Consider the following 16,997-nt stretch of genomic DNA (forward strand, 5'->3'; position numbering starts at 1 on the left):
GCCCCTGTGCACTTCTCGCCCTCGCTGTCGTTCCCGACCCCTGCTAGATTGGTCATCTCCATCGTCAGGGAAGCACCATGGGACACTCACTGAAAATCTTAGGCCGCACCTCCTCCATCAACGTGCGCAAAGTGCTCTGGACCTGCCAGGAACTGGGCATCGACTACGTGCGCGAAGACTGGGGCATCGGCTTCAAGCCCACCCAGTCTGCCGAGTTTCTCGCTCTGAACCCCAACGCCCAAGTGCCGGTGCTGATCGACGACCATGGCGTGCTGTGGGAATCCAACACCATCTGTCGCTACCTGATCGGCCTTTACCAACGCACGGACCTGCTACCCGTCGAACCCGCGCCCCGTGCGCGCATCGAGCAATGGGTGGACTGGCAAGCCGTGGAACTCAACCGCGCCTGGGGCGATGCCTTTACCGCGCTGGTGCGCAACAACCCGGACGGCCTGGACGCTGCGCAGATTGCCGCCGCGGTACACCGGTGGAATGACAAGATGGGCCTGCTGGAGCAACAGCTGGCGAAAACCTGCGCCTATGTGGCCGGCGATGAATTCACCCTCGCCGATATCCTCATCGGCCTCTCGGTGCACCGCTGGCAGAACACGCCCATGGCGCGCCCGCCCTACCCCGCCATTGCGGCGTACTACCAACGCCTCAGCCAGCGTCCAGGCTTCAAGACCTTTGCCCTCGACGGTCATAACTAACACAAGGACACTTCGTGAAAGGACTCAACGTACTGCTCACCGGCGCCTGCGGCAGAATCGGCAAGACGTTTTTCGAAGCCTCGAAAAACCGCTACCGCTTCACGCTCACTGACCGCATCGCGCCGGATTTCGACCTGGGCGAGCACTGCTTTGTGCACGCCGACCTCAGCGACAAGTCCAGCTTGGCCGCCCTGCTCGACGGCATCGATGTGATCGTGCACCTGTCGGGCATCCCCCACGCCAGCGCTTCATTCGATGAGTTACTGCCGAACAACATCCTCGCCACCACCTACTTGTTCGAAGCCGCCGTGGCCGCCGGGGTTAAACGCCTGGTATTCGCTAGCAGTGCGCAAACCATCGAAGGCTATCCGGTGGACCGGCAGATCACCCCCGGCATGCCGGTATTGCCCGCCAACCTGTATGGCGTGAGCAAATGCTACGGCGAAGCGCTGTGCGGCTATTACGCAGCCAAGACGCCCCTCTCGACCATTGCCCTGCGCATCGGCGCGTTCGAATCCCCTGAAACCCACGACCTGAACAACGCCCGCGACCTCAGCGCCTGGCTCAGCCCGCATGACGCCGTGCAACTGCTGCAACGCTCGGTAGAGGCCGAGGGCGTGAAGCACCTGATCGCCCATGGCATTTCCAATAACCGCTTCAAGCGCCTGGACTTGAGTGAGACCATACGGGTGTTGGGTTACCAGCCAGTGGATGACGCGTTCCAGACCTTCGAGATCCCCATCACTTATTGAGCCCCGCGCCATAAAACCTTTAAACCTGACACCCTGGCGCAATAAATCAGCGAATGTGAGGCCTGCCGCACGTAATTTCACAAGCGCCGATTTCCGTTAGCCCGCTAAGATTCCAGGTCACTGCTCCTGGAATCCACCCCATGTCGACACTCACTGCCTCAGCCACGGACAGCATCGACCCAATCCGTGCCGCTCATATCAGCGCGCGCATTGACCGCCTGCCCGCCGTCGCCACCGTCTGGCGCCTGGTGGCGTTGCTGTCGATTGGCGGTTTTTTTGAGCTGTATGACCTGTTCCAGACCGCCTACATCAGCCCCGGTTTGATCAGCGACGGGATTTTCCACACCGGCAGCGAAGGCGTATTCGGCTTCTCCGACCAGGCAGCGTTTGCCTCGGCGACCTTCCTGGGCCTGTTCCTCGGCGCCAGCCTGCTCAGCCCCATCGCCGACCGTTTCGGGCGCCGGGCAATCTTCACCTTCGCGCTGATCTGGTACACGATCGCCACGGTGTTGATGGGCATTCAGACGTCCGCCCTGGGCATCATCGGCATGCGCTTTCTGGTGGGCATTGGCTTAGGGATTGAGCTCGTGACCATCGACGCCTACCTCTCGGAACTGGTGCCCAAACGCATGCGCAGCTCGGCGTTTGCCTTTGCGTTTTTTATCCAGTTTCTGTCGGTGCCAGCGGTGGCGTTGATGTCGTGGTGGCTGGTGCCCCAGGCGCCGTTTGGCATCTCCGGCTGGCGCTGGGTGGTGTTGAGCAGCGCGGTGTTTGCGCTGTTTATCTGGCAACTGCGCAAACGCCTGCCAGAATCACCGCGCTGGCTCGCACAGAAAGGCCGCTTTGACGAAGCCGGGCAGATCATGGACAGCCTGGAGGCGCGCTGCCAGAAAGACCACGGCAAACCGCTGGATGAGCCTGAGCCGCAAGCCGTCAGCGTGCAAGGCAACGGCCGCTTTGCCGATATCTGGCAACCGCCGTACCGGCGCCGGGCGTTGATGCTGATTGTGTTCCACGTGTTCCAGGCCATCGGCTTTTTCGGCTTTGGCAATTGGTTGCCAGCGTTGCTGTCGGGCCAGGGCGTGAGCGTGACCCACAGCTTGATGTACGCCTTTATCATCACCCTCGCCTACCCGCTGGGGCCGTTGCTGTTTGTGAAGGTGGCCAACCGCTTTGAAAACAAATGGCAAATCGTCGGCTCGGCCATGGGCGCGATGATCTTCGGCAGCCTGTTCGCCCTGCAAACCACAGCGCTGGGGCTGGTGATCTGCGGGGTGATGATCACCTTCTGCAACGCCTGGCTGAGCTTCAGCTATCACGCCTACCAAAGCGAACTGTTCCCGACCAACATCCGCGCGCGGGCAGTGGGGTTCTGCTATTCGTTCAGCCGCTTGTCCACGGTGTTCAGCAGTTTGTTGATCGGCTTTATCCTCGAACACTTGGGCACGCCTGGGGTGCTCGCGTTTATTGCCAGCAGCATGTTGATCGTGATGATCACCATCAGTTGGTTCGGGCCGCGTACGCGCAATTTGGCGTTGGAGAATATTGCGCACTGACGGCAACGCTTGGCCGCGAGCTGGACAATGTTTGCCGCGACGGCCGCACCATCTCCAATAAAACCGGGGGCATCGCCTCCGGCACACTATTTGCTCCACCTGTGGCACCGAACATATCCACAGGTAACCGATCATGCTGGTTAACAACAACACCCAAGCTGTGTCGACCGTGCAACAGCTCAAGCGCCCCGACATGGACCCCGCCAACGCAGCCGCCAGCGCGCTGTACAGCGGTGCCGTGCAAGCCGCGCAGCAGAGCGTGACCGTGCCGACTGCGCAGAAGGACCTGGACAAGGCCAACGACCGTATCGACGAAGCCTTCGCCAAGACCCGTGTGCAGTTGCAAGCCACCACCGCCGCCCCTACGGCGTCGACGGATGTGCCGGCGGCCGGCTCGAGCACCAGCACCGCGCGTGCCGACTTCACCGACTACATGAGCAAAACCCCGGCCGAACGCATTCGCGAACAGCTGCTCAAGGAGCAGGGTTTGACTGAGGCAGAGGTGCAAGCCATGCCACAGGAAAAACAGGACGCAATTGCCAAGCAAGTGGCTGAGCGCATGAAGCAGCAGCAAGAGCAGCAAGTCGCGGCGAAGACCGCTGACCCGCAGGCACAGAGCGTGAAAGAGACCTTGGCTGCGATCTGACTACGTAGCTTTTGAGGAGGGGAGCAACTCTGCTCCCCTCCTTGCGCAAGTAACCTTACAACGCCTTGCCCGGTTGGTCGGTAGGGGCGCTGAACATGTGCTCCATCTGTGCTGAAAAGGGCACGTTCACATTCAGCGTCTTGGTCGCAATCGGCGATTCAAACCACTTCACGTACAGCGCCTTGGCTTCCCCGGAGGCCATCAAGCCCGCCAGGGTCGTGTCGACCGTACGTTTTAACGCTGGGTTATTTTTCGGCATGATCAACGCCAAGTGTTCAACCACCAGCACATCCGGCAAAAACTGATAACGCGCAGGCTCGGCGGCGCTCGCCATTAACGGGGCCACCACCACTTCATCAAACACCAGGCTGTCGGCCTGGTTCTCGACCAACAACTTGAAACCCTCGGTCAGGTTCTTGGCAGGCACCTTTTTAAGGCGCCAGCCTTCACGTTTTTCAAGTTGCTTGACCACCTCGCCCACCGTGGTGCCGTCGACGATCACCACAGACCGGCCATTGAGATCCTTCAAGGTGTCCAGCTTCTCACCCACCCGGGAGACCACTTTGATCGAGGCTGCAAAGGTTGAAACGCTGAAATCAACCTGCTTCTGGCGCTCCGGCGTATTAGTGGTGGAACCACATTCCAGATCCACCGCGCCGCTGCTGACGGCACTGATACGTTCTTTGAAACTCAAGGGTTTGAAGCTCAAGGCCAGTTCGTCGAGCTTGAGGTTTTTCTTCACATCACTGGCGATACGTCGGCACAGGTCGATGGAGTAACCCACCGGCTCACCGGCGCCGGGTTGATAGGAGAACGGCAGGGCCTCAGCCGGATAACCAATCACCATGTGTTTCGTTTCGCGGATCTTTTCCAGAACGGCATCGTTCGCGGCAACGCCGGCTGACAGCACGCACAGCGACAGAAATAAGGCACCTTGCAACTTCATAGTTAGTCCAACTCAGTGAATAAACCTGAGTTTTATACCGCCCCCCGTGGAAGCACTCTGTAGGGTAAATCGCAAAGCTCGCTGCCGGCCCAGGGCCGACCGCGAGCGCCAAGACGTTTACTGCAGCTGCAACGTCGAGTTGAACTGGCTGATCGCATCCACCACATGCCGTGAGCCTTCCTGAATCTCCAGGATCACCTGCCCCGCTTCATTCGCCAGTTCAACCCCCAGCCCCGTGCGACTCAGGCTCGACTGCATGCTCGACACCGCACTCAGCGACAGGTCGTGGTTCTTGCGCACGACATCAACAATTTCCACCGTCGCCTGGCTGGTACGTGCCGCGAGGCTGCGCACTTCGTCGGCCACCACCGCGAAGCCGCGCCCATGCTCGCCGGCCCGCGCCGCTTCAATCGCTGCGTTGAGCGCGAGCATATTGGTTTGTTCGGCAATGCTGCGGATGGTCTGCACGATGGAGCCAATGATGTCCGACTGTTTGTTCACCGCATCGATGCTCTGGGCCGCCTGGTTCAAGTCGTTGGAAATGGCTTCGATGATTTGCACGGTTTGCTGCACCACCTGCGAACCTTTGCGTGCGCAGGCGTCGTTTTGTACCGACGTGGCGTGGGCCGAATCGGCGGCGGTGCGCAGGGTGGTGACCTGCTCGGTGATGTCGCTGGCAAACTTCACCACTTTGTACAGGCGCCCGTTGGCGTCGAAGATCGGGTTGTAGGAGGCTTCCAGAAAAAGGGTTTTGCCGTATTTGTTTTTGCGTTCAAAGCGATGGGAGTGATATTCGCCGCGATTGAGCGAGGCCCAAAAGGCCTTGTACGCTGGGGATTCCACTTCGCCGCGATGGCAGAACATGCTGTGGTGCTGGCCGATGATTTCTTCACGCGTGTACTGCACGGTGCGCAGGAAGTTGTCGTTGGCATTGAGGATCTGGCCTTGGGGCGTGAACTCAATCACCGCCATGGAGCGGCTGATGGCATCGATCAGGCTCTGGTTCTCGTGTTCACGGTGGACCCGTGCGGAAATATCCGACGCCACCTTGATCACGCTCTGCACCTGATTGCTGCTGTCCAGCACCGGCATGTAACTGGCCTCGAGCCACACCTCTTCGCCGCGCTTGTTCAGGCGCATGAACGTGCCGCTGAGGGCTTCGCCCCGCGCCAGGTCGCGCCAGAGTTTGGTGTAGGCCTCGGTGTGGGTGTAGGCCTCTTCGCAAAAAAGGCGGTGATGTTTGCCGCGAATCTCCTCGACGGTGTAGCCCATGGTTTTGCAAAAATTGGGGTTGGCGTCGAGGATCATGCCATTGCCGTCGAACTCGATCATCGCCATGGAGCGGCTGATGGCGGCGAGTTTGGCGTTAGCTTCGGTGAGGGCACAGGAGAAACGTTCGATTTCTTGCAGGTCGGATTGGTGGTGGCGGTTGAACATGGTCAGATCACCCTAGATTCCCGGCGCCCGTGGAAGGCGCATTCCATTCTTCAGTTGGCTATTGCTGGCACACCTTCATAGGGAAAAAACCATCCAAAACGCTATATATGCCAAACGTCATCAACGGTTCTGGGTGAGCATAGACTCGGCTTGGCGCTATGCAAGGCCATTATTCAGCCAGCATTTTTAACAATGCGCTGACGGCAGCCGAGGTCGGAAGGGCTGGTGAACCGACTAAGGCAAATTCACGGTACAGCGGGACCGTAAGCGGCATCACGCGCAGGCCGTTGCGCTGGGCCGGCAAGGCCATTTCAGGCACTAGGGTGACGCCGACGCCTTCGCGCACGAGGCTGTAGGCGCTGTTCCATTCGCGCACTTCCACGCGGATGTCGCGCAGGCTCAGCCCGGCGTCTACAGCCAGGCTGCGGGCATTGGCGGTACAGCCACCGGTGGCGAGCACGAAGGGTTGTTCGAGCAATTCCTCAAGCGACACGCTGGCATCGGCCGCACGCTGCGCCAGTGGATGGTGGGTCGGCAACACCGCCATCCACAGGCCGCGACCCAATACCGTGGCGTTGCGCTCGGGCTTGGGGTTGAGCACCACGCCCAAGTCGATCAGGCCGGCGTCGAGCAAGGTGTGCACTTCACTGTCCGTGACGTCCAGGGTGGTGACCTCGATACCCGGGTTCAACTGACGAAAACGGCGCAACAAGGGCGTCAGAACGGTCGCCAACACCATCGGGAAACTGGCGATGCGAATACTCCCACGCAGCAGCGGGCGTGCTTCATCCACCGTGGTGCGAATGGTTTGCAACGCCCCCATCATCACCCGCGCCTGCTCGATCACACTCAGCCCCAGCGCAGTGGGCAAGGTCTTGCGCGGCTCACGAGTGAACAGTTGCGCCCCCAGCGTCGCCTCCATGGACGCCATGGCCTGGCTCGCGGCGGACTGGGTCATGCCCACCTGTTCGGCAGCCGCCGTGATGCTGCCGTGATCGGCCACAGCCACCAACAAACGCCAGTGCATCAGGTTCATCATGGCAGTAGCTGTCCTTATGGATGGGGTTTGAAGGTTTAATTTTACGCAAGGTGCCATGCCCGTGAGACTGGCGCAAATCCAACGGAGCCGCCTTAGATGAAACTGTATTTTTCCCCCAATGCCTGTTCGCTCGCCCCGCATATCGTGCTGCGTGAATTGGCGTTGCCGTTCGAACTGGTGCGGGTGAATAACCAGGCCAAAACCTTCGCCGGCGGCGAAGACTTCCTACAAATCAACCCCAAAGGCTACGTCGCGGCGCTGCAACTGGGCAACGGCGAAGTACTGACCGAGGCAAGCGCCATCCTGCAGTACCTGGCCGACCTGCAGCCCGCCGCCCACCTGGCCCCGGCCAATGGCAGCTGGGAGCGTGTGCGCTTGCAGGAATGGCTGAACTTTATCGCCAGCGAGATTCATGGCGGGCTGGCGATTTTCTTTAATGGTGCGATTCAGGGTGAGGTACGGGCGATGTTCCTGGCCACGTTGTACAAGCGGTTTGCGATTCTGGTGCAGACGTTGGAGCGTCAGGATTATCTGCTCGGCGCGCAGTATTCAGTGGCGGATACGTATTTGTTTGTGGTGCTGCGCTGGGCGGGGTTTCACGAGATTGATTTGCAGCAGTGGCCAGCGTTGGCGGCGTTTGAGCAGCGGATGGGTGAGCGGCAAGCTGTGATCGCCGCATTGGCCGCCGAAGCCGCATGACCTGAAATGCAATTCACTGTGGGAGCTGGCTTGCCTGCGATGGCGGTGAGGATTTCGTCGTTGGAAAAGTTGAGCGCGCCGATGTCCAGGCCGTTGAGAAAGTCGATTCAGATCGGTTGCATTGTCTGCTCACTGATTAAAATCGGATGTTTTTGTGGCGAGCGGGCTTCCTGTGGCGAGCCCGCTCGCCACAACAGGCCCGCGGGTTGCAGGAAGCCCGCTGGCCGCAGGGTTTAGGGGGCCTTGAGCACGATCTGCTGCACATCGACCTTCTTGGGGATCAGGCCGTTGGCAAAAAACAGGTCTGCGGTGCGTTGCTGGTTGGCGATGTCCACGGCTTCCAGTGGGCGAATCGGTGCGGGTGAGCGGTGTTCGAAGTAGCTTTTGACCACGGCCGGTGGCAGGCCCAAAGTGTTGGCCATCAGTGCGATGCTGTCCTCGGGTTGGTCCAGGGACAGGCGCTGGGCCTTGGCGAGGGTCTTGATAATCGCGCCGACGGCCTGCGGGTGTTGTTTGGCAAACGGGCTGCTGACCACAAAGAAACTGCCGGCCGGGTTGAGGCCTTGGCCGTCGCCTAGCACACGGGCGGAACCGTCGACCACGGCAGCGGAGTAATACGGGTCCCACACCACCCAGGCATCGACCTTGCCTTGTTCGAACGCGGCGCGACCGTCGGACGGCGACAGGTACACCACGTTCACATCCTTCCATTGCAAACCGGCGCGCAGCAGGCTTTTGAGGAACAGGTTGTGCGCGCTGGAACCCTTGAGCAGCGCCACGCGCTTGCCCTTGAGTTCGGCCACGCTTTGAATCGTGCTGGCCTTGGGCACCAGCACCGCTTCGGTTTTACCCTCGTTGGGCTCGACGGCGAAGTACTGCAAATCGATGCCGGCGGCCTGGGCGAAGATCGGCGGGATGTCGCCGATATTGCCGATGTCCAGGCTGCCGCCGTTCAGCGCCTCGATCAGCGGCGGGCCGCCGAGAAACTCAATCCATTGCACTTGGGTGCCGGGCAGTGCCTCTTCGAAAAGCTTGTGCTCACGGGCCAGCACCATGCTCACCGAGCTTTTCTGATAGCCGATGCGCAAGGTGGAAGGTTCGGCGGCTAAAACCGCTGCCGACAACACAACTGAAGCCAGAATCACGCTGAAAAACTTAACCATCACTGTCACCTCTGATCGTTCCCACGCTCAGCGTGGGGATGCATCCTGTGACGCTCTGCGTCACGACTTTTAGAGCGGGACGCGGGCGTCCCTGGCGGCATTCCCACGCGGGGCGTGGGAACGATCTACAGGCTTGCCTTGACCTTGGCCGCCACGTCCGCTGGCACCCATTGTTGCCAGACTTGCGGTTGCTCTTTGAGGAACGCCAGCGCCACTTGGCGTGGCTGTTCACGTTTCTCGCTCATCTGCGCAAGGATGCCGTTGAGCAGGTCGATCGGCAGGTCGACTTTCTCAAACAACGTCACCAGTTGCGGGTACTGCGCCTTGAACGGCGCCGACACGCCAATCGCCAAGTGCGCGGGCATCGAGCGGGTGCCGATGGGGTGTGGGTTGTTGGCGTCGGCCAGGGTCTTCCAGGCTTGTGCGTTGAACGGCGGCTCCTCTAGCTTGATCAGCTTGAAGCGCCCGAGCAGCGGGGTCGGCGACCAGTAGTAGAACAACACCGGTTTGCCACGTCGGATCGACGACGCCACTTCGGCGTCCAGCGCCGCGCCGGAGCCGGTGCGGAAGTTGACGAAGGTATCGGTCAGGCCATACGCCTTGAGCTTCTGGCTGTTGACGATTTCCGAGGTCCAGCCGGTGGGGCTGTTGAGGAAGCGGCCACGGCTCGGGTCTTCGGGGTCGCGGAACACATCTTTATAGCGCGCCAGGTCGGCCACCGACTTGAGGTCCGGCGCCAGGGGTTTGATGCCGCGTTCGGCGTCGCCCTTGATCACGTATTCCGGCACCCACCAGCCTTCGGTGGCGCCTTTGACCGTGTCGCCCAGGCCGAACACTTTGCCTTCGCTTTCAGCCTTGACCCACGCAGGGCTGCGCCCGGCCCACTCTTCGCCGATCACCTGGATGTCGTCCTTAGCCAGGGCGGCTTCCAGGCTCACGGTGCTGCCGGGCAAGGTGTCGGTGGGCAGGCCGTAGCCTTTCTCGACGATCAGGCGCAGCACTTCAGTGATCAGGCTGCCGCTTTCCCAGGTGATGTCGCCGAAGTGGATCGGTTTTATCAGTTCACCAGCGGTGACTGGCTGGGCCAGGGCGGTGAGTGCCAGTAGCGAACCACCGAGCAGGTTTTTTAGTGTTCTCATGAGTAGCCTCTTGGAGATTCGATTCACAACACATTCAAAGTGGGCAGCTCCCACATTCGATCTGCGCAGTCGTCAAGATCGGTTGAACGTCATAACTGAGCCGCGTGCAGTGGAACGCCCCTTCCGGCGCGGTCGGCGACAGGTAGCTGTGTTGCTGGCCCGGCGCCGGCGGCTGTTGAAGTCGTCGGGTTTGGTTGAGCGCGCGGGCCATGTAGTCACTGACCGAGCGCTGGGAAATCCCCAGTTCGGCAGCGATCTCGGGATACGTCAGGCCATTGAGTTGCGACAGCAGGAAGGTCGCCTTGACCTTGGCCGGCAAGCCGTCGAGCAACTGGTCGATGGCCTGCAGGGCTTCGAGCATTTGCGCCAGGTCTTCGAGCGAAGGCGCGGTGCAGGTTTCGTCGTTGCCCAGGGCGTCGAGGTAAGCGCGCTCCAGGTCACGGCGGCGCCACAGCTGGTACATCAGGCGCTGGGCGATGGTGGTGAGTAAGGCGCGGGGTTGGCGGATCGGCGTCACACCCGACGAACTCAGGAGTTGGACGAAGGCGTCGGCGGCGATGTCTTCGGCGTGGGCACGCGAATCCAAGTGGCGGTGCAAACGGCTGCACAGCCAGTCGTAATGACTGCGGAACAATCCGCCCACGTAATCGCAGTGTGAAGTGTCGGCGCCGGACATAGTGGCTCCATCTGAGTAGGTTGCGCGTTATGTCCGGTGTTCCGGTGGAGCGATCCTAGCAAGGCTGCTTATTCTTTAATAATATTTAAAAGGTATTTTTATATAACTTATCGTTCCAACCCTCAGCGTATGAAAGCGTGACGCGGAGCGTCACAACAGGCGTTCCCACCCAGAGCGTGGGAACGATCAGTGCAGGTTTGGATAACCGGCGCTGACGGCTTGTTGTTGGTAGCCCAACAGCACGTGGTAGTCGTCTTCGCTGGCGGATAAAACTTCTTGAATACCCAGCGTTTCGACGACCTGCGGCAAGTCCTGCAACGCCAGGTTCATCGCCTGACGAATCTGCGCCACCTGTTCGTCGCGCAGATGCAGCGGCACGATGTAGGGCAAGGTCGGGCTTGGCGCGCTATGGGTGACGATGCGCAGCCCCGCCACCTCCTGCGGGGCGAAACGGGCGAGGTAGTCGTAGGTGACGCTGTCGATGGCGGCAAGGTCGGCGCGGTCTTCGCGCAGCCAACGCAGGCTTTCGCGGTGGGCGCCGCTGATGCCGACACGGGTGAAGAAACGGCCGTCGCGCTGCAACGGCGCGAGGCGTTCGCGCAGCAGGTTCATGCCGCTGTTGGAGTCGTGGCCGTTGATCACGCCGCGGCTGTTGTAGAAGTCCGCCAGGGCCGTGCGCGGGTTGTCGTCGCGGGTCAGCAGCAGGCTGCAATGTTCGCCGTGGCTGCTGTGGGCCAGCTCGTAACGTGGGCGCCCGATCACCCGCACCTGGCCGCGCAGTTGGGTCATCAGCGGGTAACCGCAGGTTTGCGTGACGAGCAGTTCGGGCGCCCGCCACAGGCTGTGCAAGTCGAGGTAGTCGGCGTTGCGCCGGCTGAGGTTCAGGCGCTCAAATATGCGCGTCAGCCATTGCTGGTTGGCTTGCTGCACCGCTTCGGGCGCGACGTACATCAACAGCTCGGCATAGCGATCACTCATGGTCGTCTCTCACGCAAAAGGGTGCCGGGGGCTGTCGATGGCCTTGAGGCCGTGACGGCTGATCAACTGGCCGTAACCTTGCACCAGAAAACCACCGCTGCGCGCCACCCACTGTTCGCGGCGGGCGTGGTAGACCGTGGGCAGCAAGTACCAGGGCAGTTTCGGCAAGTCGTGGTGCACCAGGTGCAAGTTGTTGTTGAGAAACAGCCAGGTCCACGGCCAGGCGGCTTCGTTGAGCACGGTGCGCCGTTCCGGTTGCAGGTGCGGGCGGTGTTCATAGTAGGAACGGATCGAGGCCAGGGACAAGGCTGGCACGCTGACCAGCAGCAGGTAATGCCACACCGGCATTACGCTGAAGTGGGCGATAAAGCTGAGCATCAAGACCGTCACGGCGCCGTGGGCCAGCCACATCGGCCACACCTGTGGCAGGCGTTGAAATTCCTGGCGCGCCAATCGACCAATCGCCAGCGGGGCCGCGAGCAGGAAACGGCCGAGCACGGTTTTGGTCAACCAATGCACACCGCGCTTAAACAACGAGCTGTTGTCCCATTGGGATTGATTCAGGTAGCGGCTTTCCGGGTCGATGCCCGGCAGGGTCAGGTCTTCATCGTTGTGATGCAGCAGATGGCTGTTGCGGTACAGCGTGTAGGGGTACCACACGGCAAAGGGCGCGTAGCCGAGCAGTTTGTTTACGAGGAGGGAACGGGTGGGATGACCGTGGAGCAATTCGTGTTGCACCGACAGCCACAGCGTCACCAACGGAACCAGCAACAGGGTGCTGAGCCACAGGCCCAGCCAAGGGCTGGCGAGCATCACAGAGAACCAGCCGGCATACACGCCGATCAGCAGCAGCCAGGTCGGCCATTCGGTTCTGGCGGTAAAGCGGTGCGCCAGGGCTTCGATTTCCCGGCGTTGGGTCAGATCAAGGTAGTTGGCCATCGGCAGCTCAGAGCAGGTGTTTCCTGCTCTGTGCAGCGAGACCTAAAAATCTTGCAGATCGTTTGGTTCTAAGCTTGTAACTCAGTGACCGAACAGGCCTGTCTCGGTTTTCTTGGCCTTCTTGTCGGCGCGTTTTTCATCGGCGGTTTTTGCCGGTTTCTTCTTCGCGGCTTTCTTTGAATCCATACCTTTGGCCATGATGCATGCTCCACTAAAAGGGGATGTAACAATGGGTATACCACCTATTGCCGGGCAGAAGGCGCTTATAATCCCCGGCCCTTGAAAACGCTGGCTTAAAGACCATGCCCGAACTGCTCATCGAACCGCTGGCAGAGCCACTGTGGCCGCTGCTGAACAAGTTTTACCGCAGCCATAATTCACCGATGAAGGCGCTTAAGGGCGGGCGTTTGTGGGTGGCGCGCGACGGCGAGATTGTGGCCGGGCTGTGCCTCACGCCCGTGGTCGGAGGGCAGTGGCTGACCGGCGTATTTGTTGACCCTGGGTTTCGCGGCCAAGGGTTGGCGGCGCGCTTGATTGTGCAGGCAGTGGCCGACGTGGAAGGAACGGTATGGCTGCTGTGCCATCCTGATTTGGAAGCTGTGTATCAGCGTATGGGTTTCAGCCAGGACACGGTGCTGCCGCAATCACTCAGCGAGCGGTGGGCGCGCTACAAACGTAACAAGCCAATGATTGCCATGGGCTTAGAACGTTTGGTGAGGTCGACTGCGGATAATGTGTGATCGACCTGTGCGGGGCCCGTGCTAGCCTCGGTGGCACAGTGACCCCTTACAGGACGATCATGAAAACGACGCTCGCAGCTCTATCCCTAGCCGCCCTGCTCTTTCCAGCGTTCAGCCAAGCAGCCGACGCCCCCATTACTGCCCAGCAATATTCAAGCGTATTGGCCGGCAGTTGGCGCGACCCGGCCAACAGCGCGCGTGACGGCTATCGCCATCCGCAGCAGACGTTGGCGTTTTTCGGCTTGGGCGCCAAGCAGACCGTGATAGAAATCACGCCAGGCGGTGGCTGGTACAGCGAAATACTTGCGCCACTGCTCAAGGACCACGGGCACTACATCGCCGCCGTGCAGGCCGCCAGCAGCAGCGCCTACGCGCGCACCTCTGAAGAAAACCTAAAGAAGAAATTCGCCGCCGACCCAACGCGATATGCCAAGGCCGACGTGGTGGAGCTCGACCCCAAGGCGCCGGTGTTCGGCAAACCTGCGTCGGCGGATGCCGTGCTGACCTTTCGCAATGTGCATAACTGGGTGGCGGCGGATACCGCCAACGCCACGTTCACGGCGTTCTACAGCGTGCTCAAGCCGGGTGGCGTGCTGGGCGTGGAAGATCACCGCGCCAAGGACGGGGCCGATCTGGAAGCGATCAAAGACAGTGGTTACCTGACCACGGCCCAGGTGGTGAAACTGGCCACGGATGCCGGGTTCAAGCTGGCCGGGCAAAGTGAGGTGAACGCCAACCCCAAAGACACCAAGGATTATCCAGGTGGCGTGTGGACGTTGCCGCCGACGTTGAAGCTGGGGGAGCAGGATAAGGCTAAATATGTGGCGATTGGGGAGTCGGATCGGATGACGTTGCGGTTTGTGAAACCGGCCAAATAGTCTGAATGAACGCAACACCAATGTGGGAGCTGGCTTGCCAGCTCCCACATTTTTGATCGATGGTGTGTCAGGGGGCTATTCGTCCGCCGTGGGATCCATATCCGGAAACATCACTTCGATAAACCCGAACTTGCTGAAGTCGGTAATGCGCGATGGGTACAACCGGCCGATCAGGTGATCGCATTCATGCTGCACCACCCGCGCGTGGAAGCCTTCGGCGATGCGCACAATCGGCTCGCCCTTGGGGTCGAAACCCTCGTAGCGAATATGCTGATAACGGTCCACGGCGCCACGCAGGCCAGGCACGGACAGGCAGCCCTCGTAGCCCTCTTCCAGTACTGGGCTAAGCGGCGTGATCAATGGGTTGATCAGGATGGTCTGCGTCACCGGCGGTGCGTTCGGGTAGCGCTCGCTGGCCTCAAAGCCAAAGATCACCAGTTGCAGGTCGACGCCGATCTGCGGGGCGGCGAGACCGACACCGCCGACGTGCTCCATGGTCTGGAACATGTCATCAATCAACTGCCAAAGCTCGGGGCTGTCGAACATCTCCGGCGGAACCGGCGGTGCAATACGCAGCAGGCGCTCATCGCCCATTTTCAGAATTTCATGGATCATCGATCAGGCTCAATGGGTGTGGGCTTGGAGTGGTCCCGGCCTAGGCCTGAGACGTGCTGTTTTTCATCCGTGTAAGAACTTGCATCGGCGTTTTCTTCAAACTCCTTTTCCCCCGGGTCCTTGCCTTCAGCCGACATGTGTTCGATCACGGCATTCATCTCCGCGCCCAGCAACAGCACGGCAGCGGAAATGTAGAAGTACAGGAGCAGGACGATGATCGCACCGATACTGCCATACATGGCGTTGTAGTCGGCGAAGGTTTTGACGTAATAACCAAAGCCCAGGGAAGCAACGATCCACACCACCACGGCGAGCACCGAGCCTGGAGTGATGAAGCGGAATTTCTGCTCTACATCGGGCATCACGTAATACATGAGGGCCACGGCGAACATCAGCAAAATCACGATCAGCGGCCAACGCAGGATGGTCCACAAGGTCACCACAAATTCCTGCATGCCGATCTGCCCGGCGAGCCACCCCATCACCTGCGGGCCAAGCACCATCAACGCGGCGGCGGCGAGCAGCATGCCGGCGATGCCGACGGTGTAGAACACCGAGAGCGGGAAGCGCTTCCAGATCGGTCGACCTTCGACCACGTCGTAGGCGGCGTTCATCGCGCTCATCATCAGGCGAACGCCCGCCGAGGCAGTCCACAACGCAATCACGATACCGACGGACAGCAAGCCACCCTTGGATTGCTGCAACTGGTCGATCACCGGGTTGACCTGTTCCAGCGCCTGGGGCGGCAACACCAGTTCCGACTGCAAGCGCAGCCAGGTGAAGAAGTCCGGCAGGTGCAGGAAGCCGATCAGGGCAATGAGAAACAGCAGGAAGGGGAACAACGAGAACAGCATCTGGTAAGCCAGTGCCGAGGCATAGGTGGGCATTTCGTCATCGACGAATTCCTTGACGGTGCGCACCAGCACTTTGTGGAGCTTGAGGCCGTCTAGTACCGGAAAAATCATAGCGTCTCCTTTCGCCGCAAAAAGAGTGAGGTCGTGGGCGACTCAGGGGCCGTTTTCTACATTAAAAGTAGCCTACTTGGCGACTTTGAAACAATTACCAGATTTTAGTTTCAACGTAAGGCATAAAAACGGCCATCCGTGGATGGCCGTCGGGCTGCACGCATACAGCCAGCGATTCAGGCTTACTTGGTGGCTTTGTTAATCGCGTCTTTGGTATCGCCGACGGCTTTTTGCACTTCACCTTTCTTTTCCTGCACCACGCCTTCAGCGCGCAGCTTGTCATTGCCGGTGACTTTGCCGACACCTTGCTTGATGTTGCCGACGGCTTCGTTAGCCAAACCTTTTGCCTTATCCGATGTGCTGCTCATGGTATTTCTCCTGGAACAATCGAGGTTTTTGGTCATTACGTAGAGATTGACCTGAAGCCGTTCAGCAGAGTTTCAATTATTTTTCAGCGCGCATTTCATCGCCGCCTGCAGGTTTGGCTTTATGTTTTGCGGCCAACCCACGAGAATGCCCGGCACATTCAGGCTATAACGCTGAATAACAGATCCCGTAGGAAGGTTATGAAACTCAATAAAGCACAGGCCATCGCCCGCAGAAACCAGGAACTGGGCGGTGCCGTACTCGGCGTCAACAACTGCCACTTCACCGACCTGGACCACAAACGCAACATCTGGTGGTTCGACCTGCCGGTGGGCCGTATTGCCGTGGGCCAGTTCGAGTGGGTTCACCTGTTGATGCACAACGCCGAGTCCGACCAGTTGCTGCACCTGAAGGTGCCGACGGCGTTCCTGCGTGAAAAGCTCGAAGGGCTGGTGGTGCGCAATGCAGGCAAGCGCAAGCCGGAGATCACCCTGGAGTTGAGTGCGGACAAAGATTCGTTCTTGAAAGATGTGCGCCCGGCGGGTGCTGGCGTGAGCTTCGCGCAGTTCGCCCTGTAACAACGCGGTAAAAATAATGTGGGAACTGGCTTGCCTGCGATGGCGGTGGGTTAGCCACATTGCAGTGGCAGTTACACCGCTATCGCAGCATAGGTATCTACGCAACTTTAAGCTTTTGACGGGTTTTTTAGGTAGATGTGAGTACATATCCGTTGCTGCGGTAACGGCGGCTATT

The 16,997-nt window shown here is 59.9% G+C and carries 18 protein-coding genes and 2 pseudogenes; 8 read left to right on the forward strand and 12 right to left on the reverse strand.

Features of this window, described 5'->3' with window-relative positions:
- The first annotated feature begins 77 nt into the window (after nucleotides 1–77).
- The 4 genes from ACI77I_RS29780 (at nucleotide 78) to ACI77I_RS29795 (ending at nucleotide 3,664) form a co-directional block, all read left to right on the forward strand.
- Nucleotides 78–710 (forward strand): glutathione S-transferase family protein, encoded by a 633-nt coding sequence (locus ACI77I_RS29780; protein WP_242152186.1) that lies wholly within the window; start codon nucleotides 78–80, stop codon nucleotides 708–710.
- Between the two features lie 14 nt (nucleotides 711–724).
- Nucleotides 725–1,462: an NAD-dependent epimerase/dehydratase family protein gene (locus ACI77I_RS29785; RefSeq protein ID WP_406999758.1), complete on the forward strand. Its 738-nt coding sequence runs from the start codon at nucleotides 725–727 to the stop codon at nucleotides 1,460–1,462.
- Nucleotides 1,463–1,602: 140 nt separating this feature from the next.
- Complete coding sequence (locus tag ACI77I_RS29790) at nucleotides 1,603–3,018, forward strand: MFS transporter (protein ID WP_406999760.1); 1,416 nt, start codon at nucleotides 1,603–1,605, stop codon at nucleotides 3,016–3,018.
- Nucleotides 3,019–3,151: 133 nt separating this feature from the next.
- The gene (locus ACI77I_RS29795; protein ID WP_094952578.1) at nucleotides 3,152–3,664 is read left to right on the forward strand and encodes a hypothetical protein; all 513 of its coding nucleotides are present in this window, start codon (nucleotides 3,152–3,154) and stop codon (nucleotides 3,662–3,664) included.
- A gap of 55 nt (nucleotides 3,665–3,719) precedes the next feature.
- Here ACI77I_RS29795 and ACI77I_RS29800 read toward each other — a convergent pair whose 3' ends face one another.
- The 4 genes and pseudogenes from ACI77I_RS29800 to ACI77I_RS29815 form a co-directional block, all read right to left on the reverse strand.
- A complete protein-coding gene (locus tag ACI77I_RS29800) occupies nucleotides 3,720–4,610 on the reverse strand; it encodes an amino acid ABC transporter substrate-binding protein (protein WP_094952579.1) in 891 nt (296 codons plus the stop codon).
- Between the two features lie 117 nt (nucleotides 4,611–4,727).
- Nucleotides 4,728–5,300 (reverse strand): methyl-accepting chemotaxis protein, encoded by a 573-nt coding sequence (locus ACI77I_RS29805; RefSeq protein WP_371917704.1) that lies wholly within the window; start codon nucleotides 5,298–5,300, stop codon nucleotides 4,728–4,730.
- A gap of 18 nt (nucleotides 5,301–5,318) precedes the next feature.
- Nucleotides 5,319–6,047 (reverse strand): annotated as a pseudogene (locus ACI77I_RS29810) (PAS domain-containing protein); the annotation flags it as partial.
- A 169-nt stretch (nucleotides 6,048–6,216) separates the two neighbouring features.
- On the reverse strand, nucleotides 6,217–7,086 hold the full coding sequence (locus ACI77I_RS29815; protein WP_406999762.1) for a LysR family transcriptional regulator: 870 nt from the start codon (nucleotides 7,084–7,086) through the stop codon (nucleotides 6,217–6,219).
- Between the two features lie 96 nt (nucleotides 7,087–7,182).
- Between ACI77I_RS29815 and gstA the strand changes: the two genes are divergently transcribed.
- Entirely contained in the window at nucleotides 7,183–7,785 is a 603-nt protein-coding gene (gene gstA, locus ACI77I_RS29820) for a glutathione transferase GstA (protein WP_094952582.1), read from the forward strand.
- 233 nt (nucleotides 7,786–8,018) lie between these two features.
- On the opposite strand, the gene ACI77I_RS29825 is transcribed toward gstA, so the two are convergent.
- The 5 genes and pseudogenes from ACI77I_RS29825 to ACI77I_RS29845 form a co-directional block, all read right to left on the reverse strand.
- Nucleotides 8,019–8,948, reverse strand: a complete 930-nt coding sequence (locus ACI77I_RS29825; protein WP_094952583.1) for an aliphatic sulfonate ABC transporter substrate-binding protein — start codon at nucleotides 8,946–8,948, stop codon at nucleotides 8,019–8,021.
- A 125-nt stretch (nucleotides 8,949–9,073) separates the two neighbouring features.
- On the reverse strand, nucleotides 9,074–10,087 hold the full coding sequence (locus ACI77I_RS29830) for an ABC transporter substrate-binding protein (RefSeq protein WP_406999764.1): 1,014 nt from the start codon (nucleotides 10,085–10,087) through the stop codon (nucleotides 9,074–9,076).
- A gap of 178 nt (nucleotides 10,088–10,265) precedes the next feature.
- A pseudogene (locus ACI77I_RS29835) lies at nucleotides 10,266–10,763 on the reverse strand (sigma-70 family RNA polymerase sigma factor); the annotation flags it as partial.
- Nucleotides 10,764–10,949: 186 nt separating this feature from the next.
- Complete coding sequence (locus ACI77I_RS29840; RefSeq protein WP_406999766.1) at nucleotides 10,950–11,741, reverse strand: phosphate/phosphite/phosphonate ABC transporter substrate-binding protein; 792 nt, start codon at nucleotides 11,739–11,741, stop codon at nucleotides 10,950–10,952.
- A 9-nt stretch (nucleotides 11,742–11,750) separates the two neighbouring features.
- A complete protein-coding gene (locus ACI77I_RS29845) occupies nucleotides 11,751–12,680 on the reverse strand; it encodes a fatty acid desaturase (RefSeq protein ID WP_406999768.1) in 930 nt (309 codons plus the stop codon).
- A 302-nt stretch (nucleotides 12,681–12,982) separates the two neighbouring features.
- On the opposite strand from ACI77I_RS29845, the gene ACI77I_RS29850 reads away from it, so the two are divergent.
- Both ACI77I_RS29850 and ACI77I_RS29855 read left to right on the forward strand, forming a co-directional pair.
- Nucleotides 12,983–13,420 (forward strand): GNAT family N-acetyltransferase, encoded by a 438-nt coding sequence (locus ACI77I_RS29850; protein ID WP_094952587.1) that lies wholly within the window; start codon nucleotides 12,983–12,985, stop codon nucleotides 13,418–13,420.
- A gap of 59 nt (nucleotides 13,421–13,479) precedes the next feature.
- On the forward strand, nucleotides 13,480–14,298 hold the full coding sequence (locus ACI77I_RS29855) for a class I SAM-dependent methyltransferase (protein ID WP_406999770.1): 819 nt from the start codon (nucleotides 13,480–13,482) through the stop codon (nucleotides 14,296–14,298).
- Between the two features lie 75 nt (nucleotides 14,299–14,373).
- On the opposite strand, the gene def is transcribed toward ACI77I_RS29855, so the two are convergent.
- From def to ACI77I_RS29870, 3 genes are all read right to left on the reverse strand, one after another.
- On the reverse strand, nucleotides 14,374–14,913 hold the full coding sequence (gene def, locus ACI77I_RS29860) for a peptide deformylase (RefSeq protein ID WP_406999772.1): 540 nt from the start codon (nucleotides 14,911–14,913) through the stop codon (nucleotides 14,374–14,376).
- The gene (locus ACI77I_RS29865; protein ID WP_094952590.1) at nucleotides 14,910–15,878 is read right to left on the reverse strand and encodes a YihY/virulence factor BrkB family protein; all 969 of its coding nucleotides are present in this window, start codon (nucleotides 15,876–15,878) and stop codon (nucleotides 14,910–14,912) included. Before ACI77I_RS29865 ends, def begins: the two co-directional genes overlap by 4 nt.
- Before the next feature lie 182 nt (nucleotides 15,879–16,060).
- Complete coding sequence (locus ACI77I_RS29870) at nucleotides 16,061–16,246, reverse strand: CsbD family protein (RefSeq protein ID WP_094952591.1); 186 nt, start codon at nucleotides 16,244–16,246, stop codon at nucleotides 16,061–16,063.
- 198 nt (nucleotides 16,247–16,444) lie between these two features.
- On the opposite strand from ACI77I_RS29870, the gene ACI77I_RS29875 reads away from it, so the two are divergent.
- Entirely contained in the window at nucleotides 16,445–16,822 is a 378-nt protein-coding gene (locus ACI77I_RS29875) for a hypothetical protein (RefSeq protein WP_242152218.1), read from the forward strand.
- Nucleotides 16,823–16,997 lie beyond the last annotated feature (175 nt).

Origin of the sequence: Pseudomonas sp. D47 (assembly GCF_045447305.1) — a bacterium.
Taxonomy (GTDB): domain Bacteria; phylum Pseudomonadota; class Gammaproteobacteria; order Pseudomonadales; family Pseudomonadaceae; genus Aquipseudomonas.

Bases quoted from the DNA above. Each gene is read 5' to 3' on its own strand.
- ACI77I_RS29780 (WP_242152186.1), top strand. From the start codon at position 78: ATGGGACACTCACTGAAAATCTTAGGCCGCACCTCCTCCATCAACGTG.
- ACI77I_RS29790 (WP_406999760.1), top strand. From the start codon at position 1,603: ATGTCGACACTCACTGCCTCAGCCACGGACAGCATCGACCCAATCCGT.
- ACI77I_RS29795 (WP_094952578.1), top strand. From the start codon at position 3,152: ATGCTGGTTAACAACAACACCCAAGCTGTGTCGACCGTGCAACAGCTC.
- ACI77I_RS29800 (WP_094952579.1), bottom strand. From the start codon at position 4,610: ATGAAGTTGCAAGGTGCCTTATTTCTGTCGCTGTGCGTGCTGTCAGCC.
- ACI77I_RS29815 (WP_406999762.1), bottom strand. From the start codon at position 7,086: ATGATGAACCTGATGCACTGGCGTTTGTTGGTGGCTGTGGCCGATCAC.
- gstA (WP_094952582.1), top strand. From the start codon at position 7,183: ATGAAACTGTATTTTTCCCCCAATGCCTGTTCGCTCGCCCCGCATATC.
- ACI77I_RS29825 (WP_094952583.1), bottom strand. From the start codon at position 8,948: ATGGTTAAGTTTTTCAGCGTGATTCTGGCTTCAGTTGTGTTGTCGGCA.
- ACI77I_RS29830 (WP_406999764.1), bottom strand. From the start codon at position 10,087: ATGAGAACACTAAAAAACCTGCTCGGTGGTTCGCTACTGGCACTCACC.
- ACI77I_RS29840 (WP_406999766.1), bottom strand. From the start codon at position 11,741: ATGAGTGATCGCTATGCCGAGCTGTTGATGTACGTCGCGCCCGAAGCG.
- ACI77I_RS29845 (WP_406999768.1), bottom strand. From the start codon at position 12,680: ATGGCCAACTACCTTGATCTGACCCAACGCCGGGAAATCGAAGCCCTG.
- ACI77I_RS29850 (WP_094952587.1), top strand. From the start codon at position 12,983: ATGCCCGAACTGCTCATCGAACCGCTGGCAGAGCCACTGTGGCCGCTG.
- ACI77I_RS29855 (WP_406999770.1), top strand. From the start codon at position 13,480: ATGAAAACGACGCTCGCAGCTCTATCCCTAGCCGCCCTGCTCTTTCCA.
- def (WP_406999772.1), bottom strand. From the start codon at position 14,913: ATGATCCATGAAATTCTGAAAATGGGCGATGAGCGCCTGCTGCGTATT.
- ACI77I_RS29865 (WP_094952590.1), bottom strand. From the start codon at position 15,878: ATGATTTTTCCGGTACTAGACGGCCTCAAGCTCCACAAAGTGCTGGTG.
- ACI77I_RS29870 (WP_094952591.1), bottom strand. From the start codon at position 16,246: ATGAGCAGCACATCGGATAAGGCAAAAGGTTTGGCTAACGAAGCCGTC.
- ACI77I_RS29875 (WP_242152218.1), top strand. From the start codon at position 16,445: ATGAAACTCAATAAAGCACAGGCCATCGCCCGCAGAAACCAGGAACTG.